The 20,396-nt window shown below is 66.2% G+C and carries 15 protein-coding genes; 6 read left to right on the top strand and 9 right to left on the bottom strand.

All coding sequences use genetic code 11. From position 1 onward, the window contains the following. The first annotated feature begins 90 nt into the window (after positions 1–90). Genes Q4F19_RS18875 through folP form a run of 3 tightly spaced genes read left to right on the top strand, consistent with a single transcriptional unit; the run spans position 91 to position 2,119 of the window. Entirely contained in the window at positions 91–777 is a 687-nt protein-coding gene (locus tag Q4F19_RS18875; RefSeq protein WP_303545978.1) for an EF-hand domain-containing protein, read from the top strand. 56 nt (positions 778–833) lie between these two features. Continuing rightward, entirely contained in the window at positions 834–1,013 is a 180-nt protein-coding gene (locus Q4F19_RS18870) for a hypothetical protein (protein ID WP_303545977.1), read from the top strand. Between the two features lie 8 nt (positions 1,014–1,021). Then, positions 1,022–2,119, top strand: coding sequence for a dihydropteroate synthase (folP, locus tag Q4F19_RS18865; RefSeq protein ID WP_303545976.1), 1,098 nt, complete (start codon positions 1,022–1,024; stop codon positions 2,117–2,119). On the opposite strand, the gene Q4F19_RS18860 is transcribed toward folP, so the two are convergent. From Q4F19_RS18860 to Q4F19_RS18825, 8 genes are all read right to left on the bottom strand, one after another. After that, positions 2,006–2,740: a ribonuclease HII gene (locus Q4F19_RS18860; RefSeq protein ID WP_303545975.1), complete on the bottom strand. Its 735-nt coding sequence runs from the start codon at positions 2,738–2,740 to the stop codon at positions 2,006–2,008. The genes folP and Q4F19_RS18860 overlap by 114 nt on opposite strands. 68 nt (positions 2,741–2,808) lie before the next feature. Then, positions 2,809–3,432 (bottom strand): hypothetical protein, encoded by a 624-nt coding sequence (locus Q4F19_RS18855; RefSeq protein ID WP_303545973.1) that lies wholly within the window; start codon positions 3,430–3,432, stop codon positions 2,809–2,811. Between the two features lie 73 nt (positions 3,433–3,505). Next, a complete protein-coding gene (locus tag Q4F19_RS18850; RefSeq protein WP_303545971.1) occupies positions 3,506–4,684 on the bottom strand; it encodes a glycosyltransferase family 4 protein in 1,179 nt (392 codons plus the stop codon). A gap of 195 nt (positions 4,685–4,879) precedes the next feature. Next, positions 4,880–5,410 carry a CHAP domain-containing protein gene (locus Q4F19_RS18845; RefSeq protein ID WP_303545969.1) on the bottom strand — a complete coding sequence of 177 codons (531 nt, stop codon included), beginning with the start codon at positions 5,408–5,410 and terminating at the stop codon, positions 4,880–4,882. 178 nt (positions 5,411–5,588) lie between these two features. Next, positions 5,589–5,861, bottom strand: coding sequence for a hypothetical protein (locus Q4F19_RS18840; protein ID WP_303545967.1), 273 nt, complete (start codon positions 5,859–5,861; stop codon positions 5,589–5,591). Positions 5,862–5,950: 89 nt separating this feature from the next. Further along, a complete protein-coding gene (gene rpoC, locus Q4F19_RS18835; protein WP_303545965.1) occupies positions 5,951–10,219 on the bottom strand; it encodes a DNA-directed RNA polymerase subunit beta' in 4,269 nt (1,422 codons plus the stop codon). 173 nt (positions 10,220–10,392) lie between these two features. Continuing rightward, on the bottom strand, positions 10,393–14,562 hold the full coding sequence (gene rpoB, locus Q4F19_RS18830) for a DNA-directed RNA polymerase subunit beta (RefSeq protein WP_303545963.1): 4,170 nt from the start codon (positions 14,560–14,562) through the stop codon (positions 10,393–10,395). A gap of 312 nt (positions 14,563–14,874) precedes the next feature. Then, complete coding sequence (locus Q4F19_RS18825) at positions 14,875–16,203, bottom strand: methyl-accepting chemotaxis protein (RefSeq protein WP_303545961.1); 1,329 nt, start codon at positions 16,201–16,203, stop codon at positions 14,875–14,877. A 97-nt stretch (positions 16,204–16,300) separates the two neighbouring features. On the opposite strand from Q4F19_RS18825, the gene Q4F19_RS18820 reads away from it, so the two are divergent. From Q4F19_RS18820 to Q4F19_RS18810, 3 genes are all read left to right on the top strand, one after another. Continuing rightward, the gene (locus tag Q4F19_RS18820; protein WP_303545959.1) at positions 16,301–16,819 is read left to right on the top strand and encodes a GNAT family N-acetyltransferase; all 519 of its coding nucleotides are present in this window, start codon (positions 16,301–16,303) and stop codon (positions 16,817–16,819) included. Further along, positions 16,816–17,340 (top strand): acyloxyacyl hydrolase, encoded by a 525-nt coding sequence (locus tag Q4F19_RS18815; RefSeq protein WP_303545935.1) that lies wholly within the window; start codon positions 16,816–16,818, stop codon positions 17,338–17,340. The genes Q4F19_RS18820 and Q4F19_RS18815 overlap by 4 nt, the downstream gene beginning before the upstream one ends. A 65-nt stretch (positions 17,341–17,405) precedes the next feature. Further along, complete coding sequence (locus Q4F19_RS18810; RefSeq protein WP_303545933.1) at positions 17,406–19,502, top strand: S9 family peptidase; 2,097 nt, start codon at positions 17,406–17,408, stop codon at positions 19,500–19,502. Between the two features lie 101 nt (positions 19,503–19,603). Here the strand turns inward: Q4F19_RS18810 and Q4F19_RS18805 are convergent, their stop codons facing one another. Continuing rightward, complete coding sequence (locus tag Q4F19_RS18805) at positions 19,604–20,047, bottom strand: response regulator (protein ID WP_303545931.1); 444 nt, start codon at positions 20,045–20,047, stop codon at positions 19,604–19,606. Between the last annotated feature and the right edge of the window lie 349 nt (positions 20,048–20,396).

Here is a 20,396-nt window from a genome sequence, read left to right as displayed (position 1 = left end):
TCGCTCGGTTCGTCGCCCCATTCGTCGCAATGTCCGGGCGGCGCGACAATAAAAGCGGTGCGTCGCCCGATCCGTCGTTATGGAGCCCGCATGGCCCGTCTCCCCGCGCTTGCCGCCTCGCTTGTCTTGACCTTCTGCTGCGCACCCGCGGTGGCTCAACAGCCACCCGCGCCCGCCGCGACCCCGCCCGCCGCCGCGCCGCCGGGCGAGGGGACGCCCGAGATCACGGTCAGCGGCCAGTCGAAGCCGGTCGATCCGATCGACGGCCCGACCGTCTTCCTGAGCCCGATGGGCGAGCCGTTCCGCTCGGAGGACAAGCTGTCTGGCGCCGAACATTGGTTCGTGCAGGCCGACAAGGACAATGATCGCCGCGTCACGAAAGCCGAATTCCAGGCGGATGCGGCGCGCTTCTTCGCGACGATCGACACCGATCATGATGGCGTCATCGGCCCCGAGGAGCTGCTCCATTACGAGACCGACATCGCTCCCGAAGTGATGGTCACCTCCACCTATGGCGACGTCTCGAAGATCAAGGTCGATTCGGACGGCAAGCTCACCGACCCGCCTTATCCGACGCGGCTCGGCGCGGGCCGCTACAGCTGGATCATCACGCCCGAGCCCGTCATCGCCGCCGATGCGAACATGGATCGCGGCGTCACCAAGCTCGAGTTCGAGGTCGCCGCCGCCGCGCGCTTCAAGATCCTCGATCGCAATGGCGACGGCGTGCTCGTGCGCGCGGAATTGCCCAAGCTCAGCACGCCGCGCGGCGGCCAATAAGAGCGGCATTGCCGGAGAGGCATGACGCCGACCGCGCCAGCCTGTAGGAGCCCCCGATGGCCGAACGCTTCGAACGACATCGTCAGCCCTGGAAGCCCGACGAGATCCAGAAACTCCACACGCTCGCCAAGAAGGGCATGCCCCTGAAGGCCATCGCCAAGGCGCTCACTCGCAGCGAGGAATCGGTGAAGGACCGCGCCAAGCTAGACGGGCTTCCGATCGCCAAGCTGCACTGATCGGCGCGGTGGCGCAGTCCCGTCTCTATCTGCGGCCGACGAGCTTCGTCGATGCGCCGTTCGGGCATGACGGCAAGGTGCTGCGGCTCGCCGGCGGGCTGTGCTTCTTCGCGGCGATCGAGATCATCGAGGTGGAGGCGGGGCGACGCATCGCCCAGACGCTCGTGCCGATCGAGGCGCTGGACGATTTTCTCGCCTCGCTGCCAGGCGATCTGGCGACGCAGGGCCGCTCCTCCCTCGCCCGCCTGACCGCGCCGCGTCCGCCGCTCCAGATGGGTGCGCGCACGATCCGCCTCGATCAGCCGCAGGTGATGGCGATCCTCAACCTCACGCCCGACAGTTTCTCCGATGGCGGCCTCCACGCGGATCCCGCCGCCGCCGTGACGGCGGGAATGCGGATGCTGGAGGCCGGCGCGGCGCTGCTCGATGTCGGCGGCGAATCGACCCGCCCGGGTGCGGCCACCGTCTGGGAGCAGGACGAGATCGCGCGCGTCGCGCCCGTCATCCACCTGCTCGCCGGCGCGGGCGCGGCGGTGTCGATCGATACGCGCAAGGCGGCGGTGATGGCCGCCGCGCTCGATGCCGGCGCCGGCCTCGTCAACGACGTCTCGGCGCTGACGTATGATGGCGAGGCCGCCGCCTTGGTCGCGGCGCGCGGCGCCCCGGTCGTGCTGATGCACCATCAGGGCGATCCGCAGACGATGCGGGCCGATCCGCGCTACGGCGACGTGCTGATCGAGGTCTATGACTGGCTCGAGGAGCGGATCGAGGCGGCGGTCGCCGCCGGCGTCGATCGCGCGCGCATCCTCGTCGATCCCGGGATCGGCTTCGGCAAGACGGTCCGCCACAACCTCGCCATCTTGAACGGCCTGTCGCTGTTCCACGGCCTCGGCTGCGCTATCGTGCTCGGCGCGAGCCGCAAGCGCTTCATCGGCGCCTTGTCGAACGAGGCGCCCGCCGAGGCGCGGCTCGGCGGCTCGGTCGCGGTCGCGTTACTTGGCGCCGCCCAGGGCGTTCAGCTCGTCCGCGTCCACGACGCGTTCGAGACGGTGCAGGCCCTGCGCATCTGGCGCGGCCTCCGCGACGAGGCACTCAGCCCCTCCTGACAATATCGAGAAGAGATCGCCGAACGAGCGGCGATGATGCGGCGTATGGCCGTGCGTCATGATCGCGTCGCGATGCGCCTTCGTCCCGTAGCCGCTATTCTGCTCCCACCGATAATGGACGTGGCGCTGCGCGAGCCGCGCCATCAGCCGGTCGCGCAGCACCTTGGCCATGATCGAGGCCGCCGCGATCTGCGGTACCTTGGCGTCGCCCTTGATCACCGCGAGCGCATCGCCGTGTATTCCGCGCGGCACGTCGATCCCGTCGATCCGCACCGGCGCGTCGAGCGCGAGCCGGCCCACCGCCTGCGTCATCGCCTGCAAGGTCGCGTTCCGGATATTGTAGACGTCGATATAGCGCGCCGACCGCGCCGCGAACGAGAGGCGCGAGACCCGCGCGATCAGCGGATACAGCGCCTCGCGCTCGTCGCGCTCGATCTTCTTGCTGTCGTCGAGCCGCGCGAGCAGCCCCTTGGGCAAGGCCTCCGGCTCGAACCACACCGCACAGACGACGACCGGCCCGCACAGCGCGCCGCGCCCGACCTCGTCGCAGCCGATCACGGGCGGAAACAGGCTCGCTTTGCGGCGCGCGAACGGACGGGAAGGGGCGGCCTTGGCGGGCATCCGCGATTCCTTACGCCACATCGCCCTGTCCGCGAAAGCGCGAACCTGTCTGCCCGGTCGGCTGTTCGCTATCTAGACGGGCGGATCGGCGGTTTCGGCAGTGCCTCGATCATCGCATCGAACGCGGCCAGGTCATATCGGCCGCCTTGGTCCGCTATGCTTGGCATTTCGGATGGGAAGTCGATCCGGACGCGACCGGGCAGTATCGCGTCGAGCGCGGCATACCAAGCCAGCAAGGCGGGCTGGAGACGTACATGCAGTTCGAAGTTTCGCCGGCGCCGGGTCGGATCGGCGAGAGCGCGGTTCCGGGCGGCCTCGGGCTCGATCGTGCCGACGAGATAGCCATCGGCGAAGCCGATCCGGCCCTCTGCGACGGTCTGGCGGGTCGCCGCCAGACCGAGCCACCAGTCGCGTTCGGCCGCTTCGCCAATCTGCCACAGGCTCCAGATGTAATGAAGCTTCAGCGGATCGGTGTCGCACACCGCATAGGATTGCCCGCCTTCCATCGCCAACGCCGCCTGCCAGCGATCCGCGTTGCGCTCGGCCCAAAAGCGCGCCGCACCGGCCGGGTCGCTGGCTCGGTCCGGTACGGCGTGCAGACGTCCGTTTTCGGCGATCATATGGTCGGGCGCGTGCTCCGCGCACCAGCTGCTCTTCCCGCTGGCGCTGATGCCTTCCACGACAAGGATCATGCGGCACTATCGCGTGGCGCGACCCGGGCCGCAACAACCGCTTGCAATGAACAGCGGACCGGCGAGCGGCCGGTCAGCGCGCCTTGCTGCGCGGCAGTCCGCCGGCTTCGCGCAGGCGGATGACGCGCAGATAGCCGTCGACCAGCTCCTGATTGACGCGGTCCCAGGCGAAGCGCTCGCTGGCCGCAAGCCCGGCGCGGCCCGCGGCATCGCGCGCGCCCTTGTCTTCGCAATAGAGGCGCAGCGCCTGCGCGAACGCCTCGTTGGCACCGGGGCGGATCAACCGTCCGGTCACGCCGTCCTCGACGAGGCTCTCGCTGCCCGTCGCGTTCGCCGCGACCACCGGCAGGCCGCTCGCCATCGCCTCCAGCGTGACGTTGCCGAACGTCTCGGTGACCGAGGGGTTGAACAGCATGTCGCACGAGGCGATCGCTCGGCCGAGGTCCTCGCGCCGCTGGAAGCCGGTGAAGATCGCATTGCCCGGCAGGCGCTTCTCGAACCATTCGCGCGCCGGCCCCTCGCCGACGACGACGATGCGCCCCTGCGTGCCGCGTTGCGCCATCAGGTCGATCGTCTCGGCGAAGACGTCGAGACCCTTCTCCATCACCAGCCGGCCGACGAAGGCGATTGCGGGCTCGTCATCGGCCAGGCCGATGCTGCGGCGCCATTCCATGTCGCGGCGCGCAGGCGTGAACAGCTCGTTGTCGACGCCGCGCGTCCAGATGCCGACATCGTAGCTCATCCGCTGTTCGCGCAGCACCTGCGCCATCGATTCCGAAGGCGCGAAGATCGCGTCGCAGCGGCGATAGAAGCGGCGCAGATAGGCCTCGACCGCGGGCTCGAGGAAAGCGAAGCCGTAATAGCGCGGATAAGTCTCGAAGCGGGTGTGGACCGAAGCCACGACCGGCTTGCCCCAGTTGCGCGCGAGCGTGACCGCGCGGTGGCCGAGGATTTCGGGGCTCGAGACGTGGAAGATGTTCGCACCGAATTCGCGCAGGTCGCGGCGGACCTTGCCGGGAATGCCGAGCGGCGCGCGATATTCGCCGCGGCCGGGCAGAGGGAGCGAGGGCACGTTGACGACACGGCCGGTCGAGGCGAAGGCCGGGCGCGCGACCTTGGGGCTGTAGATGCGCACCTTGGCGCCCTGCCGCATCAGATAGCCGACGAGGCGGTTCAGCGCCTGGTTAGCGCCGTCCCGAACATAATTGTAATTTCCCGAGAACAGGGCGACGCGAAGGTCTGTGACTTCCATCGGGCGGCCCTAACGAAGGGCCGCAGTCCGCGCAACGCGGGTTGCAGGCTCCCGTTTGTCCTGAGCTTGTCGAAGGACCGTTCTTTTCTTCATCCGCCCACAAAGGAAGGACGGTGCCCTTCGACTGCCTGCCTGCGGCAGTCGCTCAGGAGAGCCTTCGACAAGCTCAGCACCAACGGATCAGAATGCCTGGGCTTAAGCGCCCGTATTTGCGGTCCGCGCCTCGATCGCGTGGCCGGCGGCAACCGCTTCGGCGGCAACCGCCTTCGCGCCGCCATAGATGAAGCCGTAGGTCGGATAAGCGCGCTGGCCGATATCGTGGATCGGGGAATACCAGACCTTCACCTGGCTCCAGTCGCCATTGGGCGAGGCATCGACGACGGTCACGTCATTCTCGACGCGGCCCTTCGCACCACCCCAATTGGCGTGCGTCACCTTGATGATGCGATCCGAGACGATCTTGGTGACGGTCGCGACATGGCCCGAGCGCATCGCGCCGATCGCCTTGAACACGAGGACCGAACCCGCCTTGGGCGCGCCGCCCGAGGCATATTTGCCGATCGCCTGGTGCCACCAGCTCGCGGCCGCGCCGAACAGCTGGATGCCCGAGAAGACGCGGGCGAACGGGGCGCACTGCCAATAGGTCTGGGCGTTGGCGGCCGTGGGGGCCGCGACGCTTGCAATGAGAACCAATGCGGCTGCGGCCGCGCGTATGGACTTGAACAAGATGCTAGATCCCCCGATCCCGCTGGTGAATTTTCCGGTAGGGGAACTTTTCCGCGCTGTAAGCTGCAGTGCGGCGAAGCGGGGGAGTCGCGCGTTTATCCGCGGTTCATCGCGAAAAGCGTTAGCGAGCGATGAAAGCGCGCCCGGCGAATAGGCACGAAAACGTTGCGGCGCGCGCTCAGTGCTCCGAATCGCGGCGCTGCTTCTCGGCTTCCTTCTGGCGCTTGCGCTCCTCGCGGCCGCGCTTTTCCTCTTCCTTGCGCATCTTGCGGCCGTAATTGCGATCCGCCTCGCTCTGGCTCGTCGTCGCCTTGTCGACACCCCAGCCGGCGACCCGGACGGGCGCGGTGACGATCGAGCCGACGGTGCGGACGCAGCCGGTGAGGGCGAGGAGGGCGAGGAGGGCGAGAGCGGGCAGGAGGCGTTTCATCGGCACAGTCTGTCGCTTCATTGCGGCCGGATCGCGGCAGGCGGGACACAAACGAAAACGCCGCCGCTCCTTTCGGAACGACGGCGCTTTCTATCGGCTGAAGAGCGGGATCAGCTGTTCAGATAATCGCCCGCATCGGCATCGGTGCCGTGCGTCTCCGCTACCACCTCGGCCAGCGGATCGCTGCCCGTATCGGCCTGCACCGGCTGCTTGAGCTCGGCGGCATGCTCTTCGGCCGCGGTCTTCGGCGCGATGAGCGAGGCCTGCCAGCTCTTCTGCTGCGCCCGCAGCGCCGCATCGCGCGACGAGGCGGTGACGCGCAGACGGTTCATGCCGGCGCCGGTACCCGCCGGGATCAGGCGGCCGACGATGACATTCTCCTTGAGGCCGGTCAGCGTATCGATCTTGCCCTGCACCGAAGCCTCGGTCAGCACTCGGGTCGTTTCCTGGAAGGACGCGGCCGAGATGAAGCTGCGCGTCTGCAGCGAAGCCTTGGTGATGCCGAGCAGGATGGGCTTGCCCTCCGCCGGGAGGCCGCCGGTGAGGGCTGCCTTGGCGTTGATCTCGTCCATCTCCTCGCGATCGACCTGCTCGCCGGGGAGCAGGGTCGTGTCGCCGGCCGCGGTGATCTCGACCTTCTGCAGCATCTGACGAACGATCGTTTCGATGTGCTTGTCGTTGATCTTCACGCCCTGCAGTCGATAGACTTCCTGGATTTCCGACACGAGATATTCGGCGAGCGGCTCGATCCCGAGCACCTCGAGAATATCGTGCGGATCGGGCGAACCGCCGATCAGGTTGTCGCCACGCTTCACGTAGTCGCCTTCCTGCGCGTCGATCGTCTTCGATTTCGGGATCAGATACTCGATCGGCTCCGAGCCATCCTCCGGACGGATCAGGATCTTGCGCTTCGCCTTGTAATCCTTGCCGAATTCGACCCGGCCGGAAATCTTGGCGATGATCGCATTCTCCTTCGGCTTGCGCGCCTCGAAGAGCTCGGCGACGCGCGGCAGACCGCCGGTGATGTCACGCGTCTTCGCGGCTTCGCGAGGAACACGTGCCAGCACTTCGCCGGCCTCGACCGACTGGCCGTCGTCCACCGCAATGACGGCGCCGACGATCAGGCGGCTGATGCCCGCCTCGCCCGAATTCTCGTCGAGCAGGGTAAGGCGAGGCCGCAGATCGTCCTTCTTGGCGCGGCCGCTATCCTCGATCACGACGCGCTGGGTCAGGCCGGTCGTCTCGTCGGATTCCTCGCGAACCGTGCGGTTCTCGATGAGATCCTGATAGCGGACCGTGCCCTTCTTCTCGGTGATGACCGGCATGTAGGCCGGATCCCACTGTGCGATGCGATCGCCCTTGGTGACGATATGGCCGTCCTCGAACATGATCTGCGCGCCGTAAGGCAGGCGATGCGTCGCCCGCTCGCGGCCATCCATGTCGACGATGCCGATCTCGCCGTTACGCGCCATGCTGATCCGCTGGCCGCGCGAGTTGGTGATCGTCGGCAGACCGCGAAGCTCCAGCTTGCCGTCGGCCACCGCCTCGAGGTTCGATTGCTCGTTCAGCTGCGCCGCGCCGCCGATGTGGAAGGTCCGCATCGTCAGCTGGGTGCCCGGCTCGCCGATCGACTGCGCCGCGATGACGCCGACCGCTTCGCCGATGTTCACGGGCGTGCCGCGGGCGAGATCGCGCCCGTAGCAGGCCGCGCACACGCCGCCCTTGCTCTCGCAGACCAGCGGCGAACGGATCTTGACCGCCTGCGGGGAGACCGCCTCGATCTTCAGGATCAGCGCCTCGTCGAGCAACGTGCCCTCGGGGGCGACGACTTCGCCGGTCTTGCTGTCGAGGATATCCTCGGCAGTCGTACGGCCGAGGATGCGCTCGCCGAGCGATGCGATCGTCGCGCCACCCTGGACGATGGCGCGCATCTCCAGGGCACGCTCGGTGCCGCAATCGATCTCGACGATGACGCAATCCTGCGACACGTCGACCAGACGACGGGTGAGATACCCCGAGTTCGCCGTCTTCAACGCCGTATCCGCGAGACCCTTGCGGGCGCCGTGGGTCGAGTTGAAGTACTCAAGGACGGTCAAGCCTTCCTTGAAGTTCGAGATGATCGGCGTCTCGATGATCTCGCCCGAAGGCTTGGCCATCAGTCCGCGCATGCCGGCGAGCTGCTTGATCTGCGCCTGGCTGCCACGGGCACCGGAGTGCGCCATCATGTAGATCGAGTTGATGTCGGCTTCGCGACCGTTCGGCAGCTTCTTGACCGCCTGGATCTCCTTCATCATCTCGCCCGCCACGCGGTCGCCGCAACGCGACCAGGCATCGATCACCTTGTTGTACTTTTCCTGCTGCGTGATCAGGCCGTCCTGATACTGCTGCTCGTAATCCTTCACGAGCAGCTTGGTCTCGTCGACGAGCGGGATCTTCGCCGCCGGGATCACCATGTCGTCCTTGCCGAACGAGATGCCGGCCTGGAAAGCGTGGCGGAAGCCCAGCGTCATGATGCCGTCCGCGAACAGCACCGTCTCCTTCTGGCCGGTGTGGCGATAGACGATGTCGATGACGTCGCCGATCTCCTTCTTGGTCAGCAGGCGATTGACGGTCTCGAAGGGCACCTTGTGGCTCTTCGGCAGCGTCTCGGCGAGCAGCATACGGCCCGGCGTCGTCTCGACGCGCTTCATATACTGCTTGCCGTCCTCGTCCGTCTGCGGGACGCGGGTCGTGATCTTCGTGTGAAGCGTCACGGCCTTGGCGTTGATCGCCTGATGGACCTCGCTCATGTCGGAAATCAGCATGCCCTCGCCGGGCTCGCCTTCCTTCATCATCGACAGATAATAGAGACCGAGCACCATGTCCTGCGACGGCACGATGATCGGCTTGCCGTTGGCAGGCGACAGGATGTTGTTGGTCGACATCATCAGCACGCGCGCTTCCAGCTGGGCCTCGAGGCTCAGCGGAACGTGGACGGCCATCTGATCGCCGTCGAAGTCGGCGTTGAACGCCGAGCAGACGAGCGGGTGCAGCTGGATCGCCTTGCCCTCGATCAGGACGGGCTCGAACGCCTGGATGCCCAGGCGGTGAAGCGTCGGCGCGCGGTTCAGGAGGACGGGATGCTCGCGGATGACCTCATCCAGGATGTCCCAGACTTCCTTGCGCTCCTTCTCGACCCACTTCTTCGCCTGCTTCAGCGTCATGCTGAGGCCCTTGGCGTCGAGGCGCGCGTAGATGAACGGCTTGAACAGCTCGAGCGCCATCTTCTTCGGCAGGCCGCACTGGTGCAGCTTGAGCTCCGGACCGGTCACGATGACCGAACGACCCGAATAGTCGACGCGCTTGCCGAGTAGGTTCTGGCGGAAGCGGCCCTGCTTGCCCTTGAGCATGTCGGACAGCGACTTGAGCGGACGCTTGTTGGCGCCGGTGATCGTGCGACCGCGGCGGCCATTGTCGAACAGCGCGTCGACGGCTTCCTGCAGCATGCGCTTCTCGTTGCGCACGATGATGTCCGGCGCGCGGAGCTCCATCAGGCGCTTGAGGCGGTTGTTGCGGTTGATCACGCGGCGATACAGATCGTTCAGATCCGAGGTCGCGAAGCGGCCGCCGTCCAGCGGCACCAGCGGACGCAGCTCGGGCGGGATGACCGGCACGACGTCGAGGATCATCCACTCCGGGCGATTGCCCGAATCGATGAAGCTCTCGACAACCTTCAGCCGCTTGATGATCTTCTTGGGCTTCAGCTCGGACTTGGTCTCGGCCAGCTCCTTGAGCAGGACCTCCTTCTCGCCTTCGAGATCGAGATCCATGAGCATGGTCTTGACGGCTTCGGCGCCGATCGAGGCGGAGAAGGCGTCCTCGCCATATTCATCCTGCGCGTCGAGCAGTTCGTCCTCGGTGAGAGTCTGGAACTTCTCGAGCGGCGTCAGGCCGGGCTCGGTGACGATATAGGCCTCGAAATACAGCACGCGCTCGAGCTGCTTGAGCTGCATGTCGAGCAGCAGGCCGATGCGCGACGGCAGCGACTTCAGGAACCAGATGTGCGCGACCGGGGCGGCGAGCTCGATATGGCCCATGCGCTCGCGGCGGACCTTCGAGACGGTGACCTCGACGCCGCACTTCTCGCAGACGATGCCCTTGTACTTCATGCGCTTGTACTTGCCGCACAGGCACTCGTAATCCTTGATCGGACCGAAGATGCGCGCGCAGAACAGGCCGTCACGCTCGGGCTTGAACGTGCGATAGTTGATGGTCTCGGGCTTCTTGATCTCACCGAAGGACCACGAACGGATCCGGTCCGGGGAGGCGATGCCGATCTTGATCTGGTCGAACGTCTCGGGCTTGGCGACCGGGTTCGCGAAATTGGTCAGTTCGTTCATGTTTCAATCCCTCATCCAACTCCCCTCCCTGCAAGGGAGGGGCCGGGGGTGGGTGGGCTTCTTCAGGCGTTGCGCGTCGCCTGGAGGCACCCACCCCTCGATCCCCTCCCTTCTCGGACCCCATCAAAGTACTACTTGATGGAAACCCGGCGCAGGGAGGGGAGGGTCAGTATTTACTCTGCAGCCAGCGCGACGCCGTCGTCGTCCTTGTCCTCGACCGAGTTCAGGTCGACGTTCAGGCCGAGCGAGCGCATTTCCTTGACGAGCACGTTGAAGCTCTCGGGAATGCCGGCCTCGAACGTGTCGTCACCCTTGACGATCGCCTCATAGACCTTGGTGCGGCCGACGACGTCATCAGACTTCACCGTGAGCATTTCCTGCAGCGTGTAGGCGGCGCCGTACGCCTGGAGCGCCCACACCTCCATCTCGCCGAAGCGCTGCCCGCCGAACTGGGCCTTGCCGCCCAGCGGCTGCTGGGTGACGAGGCTGTACGGCCCGATCGAACGCGCGTGGATCTTGTCGTCCACGAGATGGTGGAGCTTCAGCATGTAGATGTAGCCCACGGTCACCTGACGATCGAACTTGTCGCCCGTCCGCCCGTCATACAGATCGCTCTGGCCCGACGTGTCGAGCCCGGCGAGCGTCAGCATGTCGGAGACATCCGCCTCGCGCGCGCCGTCGAAGACCGGCGTCGCCATCGGCACGCCGTTCTTGAGCAGGCCGGCCATCTCGATGACCTGATCCTGGCTCAGCGTGTCGATCTCGGCGTGATACTGCTCGCCATAGACATACTTGAGGCTGTCCACGACCGCCTGCGGCGCCGGACCCGGCTGCGGGTTCGGATTGGCATCGCGCCAATCTTCCAGAGCCGCCGTGACCTTCTGGCCCAGGCCGCGTGCGGCCCAGCCCAGATGCGTCTCGAAGATCTGGCCGACGTTCATGCGCGACGGCACGCCCAGCGGGTTGAGAACGATGTCGACGTGCGTGCCGTCGGCGAGGAACGGCATGTCCTCGACCGGCAGAATGCGCGAGATGACGCCCTTGTTGCCGTGACGGCCGGCCATCTTGTCGCCCGGCTGCAGCTTGCGCTTCACCGCGACGAAGACCTTGACCATCTTGAGCACGCCCGGCGGCAGCTCGTCGCCGCGCTGCAGCTTCTCGACGCGATCGTCGAACTTGCGGACGATCGCGGCGACGGCATCGTCATATTGCGTCTTGACCGCTTCCAGATCGCTCTGGCGCGCATCGTCGGCAACGGCGAACTTCCACCATTCGCGACGCTCGACCTCTTCCAGCAGCGCGTCGTCAATGACGGCGCCCTTCTTCGTGCCCTTCGGGCCCGAAGCGATCGTCTGGCCGACGAGCATCTCCTTCAGCCGCGACCAGCTGGCGCGGTTGAGGATGGCGCGTTCGTCCTCGCGATCCTTGGTGAGACGATCGATTTCTTCGCGCTCGATGGCGAGCGCACGCTCGTCCTTGTCGATGCCGTGGCGGTTGAAGACGCGAACGTCGACGACCGTGCCGGACACGCCCGGCGGCAGACGCAGCGACGTGTCGCGCACGTCGGAGGCCTTCTCGCCGAAGATGGCGCGGAGGAGCTTCTCCTCCGGCGTCATCGGGCTCTCGCCCTTCGGCGTGATCTTGCCCGCCAGGATGTCGCCCGGCTCCACTTCGGCGCCGATATACACGATGCCCGCCTCGTCGAGGTTGTGCAGCGCTTCTTCGCCGACGTTCGGGATGTCGCGGGTGATGTCCTCCGGCCCGAGCTTGGTATCGCGGGCCATCACCTCGAACTCGTCGATGTGGATCGACGTGAACACGTCGTCCTTCACGATCCGCTCGGAGATGAGGATCGAATCCTCGTAATTGTAGCCATTCCACGGCATGAACGCGACGAGGGTGTTGCGACCCAGCGCCAGCTCGCCGAACTCGGTGGAAGGACCGTCGGCGAGGATGTCGCCTTCCTTCACCACGTCGCCCACCTTCACCAGCGGACGCTGGTTGATGCAGGTCGACTGGTTAGAGCGCTGGAACTTCATCAGCGTGTAGATATCGACGCCCGACTTGCCGGCATCGACATCGCCCGATGCGCGGATGACGATACGGCCGGCATCGACCTGATCGACGATACCCGGACGCTTGGCGGCGATCGCAGCGCCCGAGTCCCGCGCGACAGTCTCTTCCATGCCGGTGCCCACGAACGGAGCCTCGGCGCGGACAAGCGGGACGGCCTGACGCTGCATGTTCGAGCCCATCAGCGCGCGGTTCGCGTCATCGTTCTCGAGGAACGGGATGAGCGAGGCCGCGACCGAGACGAGCTGCTTCGGCGACACGTCCATCAGCGTGATGTGATCGCGCGGCGCCATCAGGAACTCGCCCGCCTCACGTGCCGAGATCAGATCCTCGGTGAACGTGTGGTCGGCGGCGATATCGGCATTGGCCTGCGCGATCGTGTGCTTGGCCTCTTCCATCGCCGAGAGGTACACGACCTCGTCGGTGACCTTGTGGTCGATGACCTTGCGGTACGGCGTCTCGATGAAGCCATACTTGTTGACGCGGCTGAACGACGCGAGGCTGTTGATCAGACCGATGTTCGGGCCTTCCGGCGTCTCGATCGGGCAGATGCGGCCATAATGCGTCGGGTGAACGTCGCGGACTTCGAAGCCCGCACGCTCGCGCGTGAGGCCGCCCGGCCCGAGCGCCGAGACGCGACGCTTGTGCGTCACTTCGGAGAGCGGGTTGGTCTGATCCATGAACTGCGACAGCTGCGAGGAGCCGAAGAATTCGCGGACCGCGGCCACCGCCGGCTTCGCGTTGATCAGGTCGTTCGGCATCACCGTCGACACGTCGACCGAGCTCATCCGCTCCTTCACGGCGCGCTCCATGCGGAGCAGGCCGACGCGATACTGGTTCTCGAGCAGCTCGCCGACCGAACGCACGCGGCGATTGCCGAGATTGTCGATGTCGTCGATCTCGCCCTTGCCATCCTTCAGGTTCACGAGCGTCTTGACGACCTCGAGAATATCCTCGGTACGCAGCGTCGTCACCGTGTCCTCGACGTCGAGGTCGAGGCGCATGTTGAGCTTCACGCGGCCGACGGCCGAGAGATCGTAGCGCTCGGGATCGAAGAACAGGCCGGCGAACAGGGACTCGGCGGTCTCCTTCGTCGGCGGCTCGCCGGGGCGCATGACGCGATAGATTTCGGAAAGCGCATGATCGCGCTCCTCGACCTTGTCGGCCGCGAGCGTGTTGCGCATCCAGGCGCCCGTCGAGATGTGATCGATGTCGAGGAGATCGACATGCTCGAAGCCGGCCGCGTCGAGCTTCTCGAGATTCTCGGGCGTCACTTCGTCGCCGGCCTCGATATAGATGCGGCCGGTGGCCTCATCGATCAGGTCGTACGCCGAATAGCGGCCGTAGATTTCCTCGGTCGGGATCAGCAGGCTGTTGAGCCCGTCCTTGCCGGCCTTGTTGGCCGCGCGCGGGGAGATCTTCGTGCCGGCGGGGAACACGACTTCGCCGGTGTCGCCGTTGACGACGTCGAAGTTCGGCTTCTGGCCGCGCCAATTCTCGACGAGGAAGGGCACCTTCCAGCCGCCGTCGCCACGGACATAGGTCTGCGTCTTGTAGAATTCGTTGAGGATCTGCTCGCCGTTGAGGCCGAGCGCATACAGCAATGTCGTGACCGGCAGCTTGCGCTTGCGATCGATGCGGACGTTGACGATGTCCTTGGCGTCGAACTCAAAATCGAGCCACGAGCCGCGATACGGGATCACGCGCGCGGCGAAGAGATACTTGCCCGATGCGTGCGTCTTGCCGCGGTCATGATCGAACAGGACGCCCGGCGAACGGTGCATCTGGCTGACGATCACGCGCTCGGTGCCGTTGATCACGAAGGTGCCGTTGCCCGTCATCAGGGGCATGTCGCCCATGTAGACGTCCTGCTCCTTGATATCGAGGACCGAGCGGGTCTCCGTGTCCGGATCCACCTCGAACACGATCAGGCGGAGCGTCACGCGCATCGGCGCCGCGAAGGTGATGCCACGCTGGCGGCACTCTTCGATGTCGTACTTGGGCTGTTCCAGCTCGTACGTCACGAAATCCAGCTCGGCGGTGCCGGCGAAATCGCGGATCGGGAACACCGAGCGGAGCGTCTTCTCGAGGCCGGAGACGTAGCCGATCGAGGCATCGGAGCGCAGGAACTGCTCGTAGCTTTCGCGCTGCACCTCGATCAGGTTCGGCATTTCCACCACTTCGTGGATGTTACCGAAGACCTTGCGAATGCGCTTCTTGGCGGCACTCATCAACGTGTGGGTGCGGGCCGTAACTGCCTGGGTCGCCATTCAATATCCTCGCGTAGGACCAAATATCGCCCGCCTCGCTGCGGGTTCGCGGCCGAACGTGGCAGGACGCCACGCAAAAAAGTGCGGGTCCGGACCGTCGGAACCACACTGGCAGCGTCTGATCCCGTATCGCCCCCATTCGTCGCAGCCCACCGCTAACTGGGCCGTGTCCCGGGGCGGGACGGGCGGCGCGCGACTCACCACCAGGGATGAGGAACGTCGCCAGGGATGTTGGATTGCTCGCATATAGTCGCTCGGCGGCGTTTGGAAAGCCCCGTTTGCGCCGGATGAGATAAGTTCCATCGCCGCCGTTCAGCGGACCGCGCCGAGCTCCGCCAGGAAAGCGTCGACTCGCTCGCGCAGACGCCGCGCATCCTGTCCCAGATCGTCGGCGCGCGCACGCAGCCCTTCGGTCTGGCCGGCCGCGGTCGAAACGAGCCGCTCGGTTTCGGCGGCGCCGGTCTGCACCGCGACGCTTGCCTGCTGCGCGCGATCGACATTGTCGGCGAGCAGGCGCGCCGAGTCCGCCTCCGCCGCCACCGCCTGCTCCACCGAAAAGGAGACGCCGTCGATGAGGCGCGCAATCTGCTCCACCGCCGCCTGGCTCGTCGCGATGTCGCCGGCAATCTCGCGGATCTGGCTCATCTGGTCGCCGATCGTGCCGACCGCATCGCGCGTCCGCCCGGCGAACTGGCGCAGCTCGCGCGCGACGACGCTGAAGCCGCTGCCGCGCTCGCCCAGTCGCGCCGCCTCGATCGCCGCGTTCACCGAAAGCAGATGCGCCTGGACGGCGATCGATCGGATCCGCGCCAGATTCTCGTCGATCGATTGCGCGGCCACCGCCAGCGCCTCGCCGCGCCGGCTGCCCGCTTCGGTCAAGGCGATCGCCTCGCCTGCGCGGGTCCGCGCGGTGGCGGCGGCATCGCGCAGCTGCTGGATCGTCGTCGCCAGGCGCGCGCCATGGTCCGCCAGCCCCGCCATGTCGTCGACCGTTCGCTGGCAGGCGGAGGTTACGGTCGCGGACTGCCGTTGGAAGGTCGCGACCCGCGCGCCGGTCGCATCGGCCGCGGCGTCGATCGCGGCGGCGGCATCGTAAAGGTCGTCGGCAATCAGATCGACGTCACCGAGGAAGCGGGCGCTCGCGCGTGCCTCGCGTTGCCAACGGGCCGCGTCCGCCGCCGACAGGCGTGCCTCCCGCTCGCCTGCCAGTCGCAACAGCGTATGATTGGCGAGCAGACCGCGAAAGCGTCCCTGCTCGGTCAGGATCATGCCCTCGCCGCCGCCGCTGCGCGCATAGAGATCGAGCAGGTCGCCCAGCGACGTTCCGGCCTCCGCCGTCGGACAATCGCGCCGCCGGCTCCCCGCTGTTCGCGCAAAGCCTGGGTTCATCAGCAAAGAGTGGCCGAACGGATTGTAGAGGATCGCGCGGATGTCCTGCTCCAGGATCGCACCGATCGGGCGGTCGGCGGCGTCGACGATTGCGACCAGCCGCAACTGGGGGCGAGCGCGGAACCGTTCGATCGCCGCGCTGAGCGGCGCATCCGTCGCGACCTTGAGATCGGCGCCCCCCGGCTCGCAGAGGGACGACAGGTCGATCTCCTCGACGGAAGGCTCGGTTCGGGGAAGAAGGTCGATCGACATCGCGGTCTGGCTATCGGCCCGGCCTTAAGAGCAGGATAAGGTGGCGTGACACTATGATGACGAAATGGCGGAAAAGCCGCCAAAAGGAGCGAAAACTGTGTCACAAACCGTGATCGTCCGTCTGGCCCGGGCAGCCGATGCCGATGCGCTGGCCGCCATCTATGGCGGGCACGTCCTGCGCGGGACCGCCAGTTTCGAGGTCGATCCCCCCGATGCCGAGGAGATGCGGCTACGCTTCTCCACCGTCACGTCGCGCGGCTGGCCCTGGTTCGTCGCCGAGCGCGACGGGGCGGTGATCGGCTATGCGTATTATTCGCGCTTCCACACGCGCCATGCCTATCGCTTCACCTGCGAGGATTCGATCTACGTGCACGAGGATCATGTCGGCACGGGGGCCGGCCGCGCCCTGCTCACGGCGCTGATCGATCATGCGCGCGACAGCGGCTTTCGCGAGATGATTGCGGTGATCGGCGATGCCGCCAACACGCCCTCGATCGCGCTGCACGAAGCGTTCGGTTTCGAACATGCCGGCGTCCTGCGTCGCGTCGGCTACAAGTTCGACCGCTGGCTCGACATCCTCTACATGCAATTGAATCTAAAGGGGGATGATGGATGAAGAGACGCGGAACTGCGCTGATGATCGCGCTTTTCGGGGCGACCGCGCCGGCGCAGGCGGCCGATCTGTTCGGCGGCGTCTACCAGCATGACGTCAACATCTTCGCCAAGAAGCTGCACGAGGGCGGCACCGATCTCGAAGCGGGCTATCGCGGCAATGCCTTGTTCGGGCTCGGTCCGCTCGGCGGCCCCGCGCCTTATGTGCTGGCCTCGGTCAACACCGCCGGCAACACCAGCTTCGCCGCGGCGGGCCTAGCCTGGAAGTTCGGCGGCCTGATCTATGTCCGCCCCGGCGTCGGCATCGCCGTCCATGACGGCCCGAGCCGCCGCATTCGCGGCAACGATCGCACCGATCTCGGCAGCCGCGTCCTGTTCGAACCCGAATTCGCGATCGGCTGGCAGGTTCTGCCGCGCATCTCGGTCGAGGCGAGCCTGACCCACCTCAGCCATGCCCAGATCTTCGGCAAGCAGAATCCCGGGCTCGACATGCTCGGCCTGCGCGTGAATTTCCACCTGCCGTAGAGCGCGCGATTGTCAGCGTCGCGCGCCGCCCATAGGCTGCCCCGACACTTGATCGGGAGCGCGTGATGCGGGCGACACTGCGGCTGGCGATGATCGGATGCCTCGGTCTCGCGCTCACGGCCGGGCGCGCCGCGCCTGCGCCCGATCTCAAGGCCTTCCTGGCCTATCCCTTCCTGACCGATTTGGTCGCTCCCGAGCGGGGCGGCGCGCTCGCCTGGATCGAAATGCGCGAAGGCAAGCGCTCGGTCTGGCAGGCCAGAGGCGCGGATCTCACGGCGACGCGGCTGGCCGGCTCAGGCCTCGACGACGGCATGGAACTGGCCGAGCTCGCTTTCTCGCCCGACGGCCGCATCCTCGCGTGGGTGCGCGGCGGCGGCGAGCATAATGACTGGGCCGCCAATCTGCCCCCGCCCAATCCGGCCTCTGCCGTCGCGCAGCCGACGCAGGAGATCTGGGTCTCGGTCGAGGGCTCGGCCCCGGTCCAGGTCGCCGAAGGTGCCGAGCCGGCTCTGTCCGCGACGGGTCGGCTCGCTTTCGTCAAGGATCATCAGGCGTGGACGGTCACTCTGACGCCCGGCGCCAAGCCGGAGAAGCTGTTCTACGATCGCGGCAAGATCGGCGATCTCGCCTGGTCGCCCGACGGATCGAAGCTCGCCTTCGTCTCGCACCGCGGCGATCACAGTTTCATCGGCATCTATGCAGGGCCGGACGTGCCGATCCGCTGGCTGGCCCCGGCAACCGCTTATGACGGCGATTTCGCCTGGTCGCCCGACGGCACACGCATCGCCTTCGTCCGGCGCGAGGGCGAAGCGGACCTGCTCGCCTCGCCGCTGACCGAGACGCCCAATCCCTTCTCGATCTGGGTCGCAAGCGTCGCCGACGGCCGCGCGCGGCAGCTCTGGGCAAGCCCCAGGACAATCGAGGGCTCCTATCCGCAGGTGCCGGACGGAATGTTCGTGCGCTGGGCGGCGGGCGACCGGATCGTCTTCCGCGCGGAGATGGACGGATGGCCGCATCTCTATGCGCTGTCGGCCGGCGCGGGAGGCACGCCCAGGCTGCTCACCCCCGGCGCCTACATGGTCGAGCATGTCGCGCTGGCGCCCGACCGGACGGCGCTCATCTACGACGCCAATACGGGCGCCACGCCCGGCGATATCGACCGGCGACATTTGTATCGCGTTGGCCTCGACGGCGGCGCGCCGGTGGCGCTGACGAAGGGCGAGGGCGTCGAATTCACAGGCGCGGCGCTTGGCGGCGGCAAGGTCGCTTATGTCGGCGCGTCGCCGACCGGGCCGATGCGCGTGATGCTCGCCGGGGGCGGCACGCCCAAGCCGCTGGGCGAGCCGGGACCGGCTTATGCACCTCCGGGCATGGTCGTGCCCCTGCCTGTCTCGTTCACCGCCGCCGACGGCACTTTGATCCACGGCCAGCTCTTCGTCGCGAAGGGGCAGGCGGCGCGCAAGCCGGGGCTGATCTTCGTCCATGGCGGCCCGCCGCGGCAGATGCTGCTCGGACCGTCTTATATGGACTATTACGCGCACGCTTATGCGATGAACCAATATTATGCCGCGCACGGCTATGTCGTGCTGTCGGTCAATTACCGGCTCGGCATCGGCTATGGCCGCGCCTTCCAGCATCCGGCGAAGGGCGGCATCGCCGGCAATTCGGAATATCAGGACGTGCAGGCCGGCGCGCGCTTCCTCGCCGCGCAGTCGTCGGTCGATCCGGCGCGGATCGGCATCTGGGGCGGCAGCTATGGCGGGCTGCTGACCGCGCACGCGCTCGCGCACGACAGCGCGATCTTCAAGGCGGGTGTCGATTTCCACGGCGTCCACGATTGGTCGCTCTATCCCGGCCTGATCACGCGGCCCGAGCGCTACGAGCAGGGCGATTATGATGCGGCGATGAAGTCGGCGTTCGAAAGCTCGCCCGAAAGCGCGCTCAAGGGCTGGACCTCACCCGTGCTGCTGATCGCCGGAGACGACGATCGCAACGTCCGCTTCGATCAGACCGTCGATCTCGCCCGCCGCCTGCGCGCGCAGGGCACGCCGTTCGAGACCCTGATCCTGCCGAACGAGATCCACGGCTTCCTCCGCTACGATAGCTGGCTGCGTGCGGACGAGGCGTCGGTGGAATTTCTGGGGCGGACGCTGAAGCCGTGAGGCGGCGGCGACCCTAGCTTAGCCAGGCGGCTGCGTTTATCGAATCGCCGGGCGAGTTTTGATCGCGAAGGCCGGGCCAAGCAGGGCAGAAGCCCGCTGTCTCAACAGATCCCGGACGATGGCGAAACTGGAGGCATCAGCGCGCAGACCCTCGACGTCAGTTCCGCACTGCGGAACGGCTTCGTTAGGGTAGGAATTCCGGGCAGTCCGAAGTCCGCATCCGGACAGCCGGACATGATCAGAACCGGCAGAACACTGCTTCTTGATCGGAGTGTCCGAACGAGATCCGCGCCGGACATGCCCGGCATATAGTGGTCGGTGACGACCAGGTCCGGACGGATACCATCTTCCATCAGAAGCAGGGCCGCCTCGGCGGACGATGCCTCCACGACATCAAGGCCGATGTCGCTCAACATCTCGGCCGTGACTTTGCGGACGACCTCCTGGTCGTCGACGAGCAGCACCTTGCCCTGAAAGTGCCGGCCGGCGGCGGACGGGGCGCTTTCGACCGGGCAGGGCTCGGCACTGGCCTGTGTCTGCTGCATGTCGCATATCCTCGATGGCCAGCTTAATGGCGACACTAAATCTGTAGCAAGAACCCGTCAGCAAGCGACACTATAGAGCGCGCCATATCCATCTTTGGTTCCGCTGCAGATCCATTTCTATCATCTATTCACCACGATAGATCGTCCGATAGATGCAAAACATTGCCTTAGGTGCCAGAACTCGACGGATCTATAGTCTATCTTCTTGCGAAGAAGTGGCCGATTATTGCCATAATCGGACATGGTCAATCGGCGAAATCTCGAAACGCTTCGACTTTGGTCTAATGGGACGTGCTTCGTCCTCGATCAGGCAGGCGTTAAGGACGGCCGTGCGCTGCGGCTGCGCCGC

It is taken from the genome of Sphingomonas natans, assembly GCF_030546695.1.
GTDB lineage: Bacteria > Pseudomonadota > Alphaproteobacteria > Sphingomonadales > Sphingomonadaceae > Sphingomonas_I > Sphingomonas_I natans.
The sequence above is the reverse complement of the archived record's forward strand: the minus strand, read 5'-3'. Positions and strand labels throughout refer to the sequence as shown.

Excerpts from the sequence above, each read along its gene's own strand:
- Q4F19_RS18815 (WP_303545935.1), top strand. The coding sequence starts at position 16,816 with ATGAAGAGACGCGGAACTGCGCTGATGATCGCGCTTTTCGGGGCGACC.
- Q4F19_RS18875 (WP_303545978.1), top strand. The coding sequence starts at position 91 with ATGGCCCGTCTCCCCGCGCTTGCCGCCTCGCTTGTCTTGACCTTCTGC.
- rpoB (WP_303545963.1), bottom strand. The coding sequence starts at position 14,562 with ATGGCGACCCAGGCAGTTACGGCCCGCACCCACACGTTGATGAGTGCC.
- Q4F19_RS18870 (WP_303545977.1), top strand. The coding sequence starts at position 834 with ATGGCCGAACGCTTCGAACGACATCGTCAGCCCTGGAAGCCCGACGAG.
- Q4F19_RS18825 (WP_303545961.1), bottom strand. The coding sequence starts at position 16,203 with ATGTCGATCGACCTTCTTCCCCGAACCGAGCCTTCCGTCGAGGAGATC.
- Q4F19_RS18810 (WP_303545933.1), top strand. The coding sequence starts at position 17,406 with ATGCGGGCGACACTGCGGCTGGCGATGATCGGATGCCTCGGTCTCGCG.
- Q4F19_RS18860 (WP_303545975.1), bottom strand. The coding sequence starts at position 2,740 with ATGCCCGCCAAGGCCGCCCCTTCCCGTCCGTTCGCGCGCCGCAAAGCG.
- Q4F19_RS18840 (WP_303545967.1), bottom strand. The coding sequence starts at position 5,861 with ATGAAGCGACAGACTGTGCCGATGAAACGCCTCCTGCCCGCTCTCGCC.
- rpoC (WP_303545965.1), bottom strand. The coding sequence starts at position 10,219 with ATGAACGAACTGACCAATTTCGCGAACCCGGTCGCCAAGCCCGAGACG.
- Q4F19_RS18850 (WP_303545971.1), bottom strand. The coding sequence starts at position 4,684 with ATGGAAGTCACAGACCTTCGCGTCGCCCTGTTCTCGGGAAATTACAAT.
- Q4F19_RS18855 (WP_303545973.1), bottom strand. The coding sequence starts at position 3,432 with ATGATCCTTGTCGTGGAAGGCATCAGCGCCAGCGGGAAGAGCAGCTGG.
- Q4F19_RS18805 (WP_303545931.1), bottom strand. The coding sequence starts at position 20,047 with ATGCAGCAGACACAGGCCAGTGCCGAGCCCTGCCCGGTCGAAAGCGCC.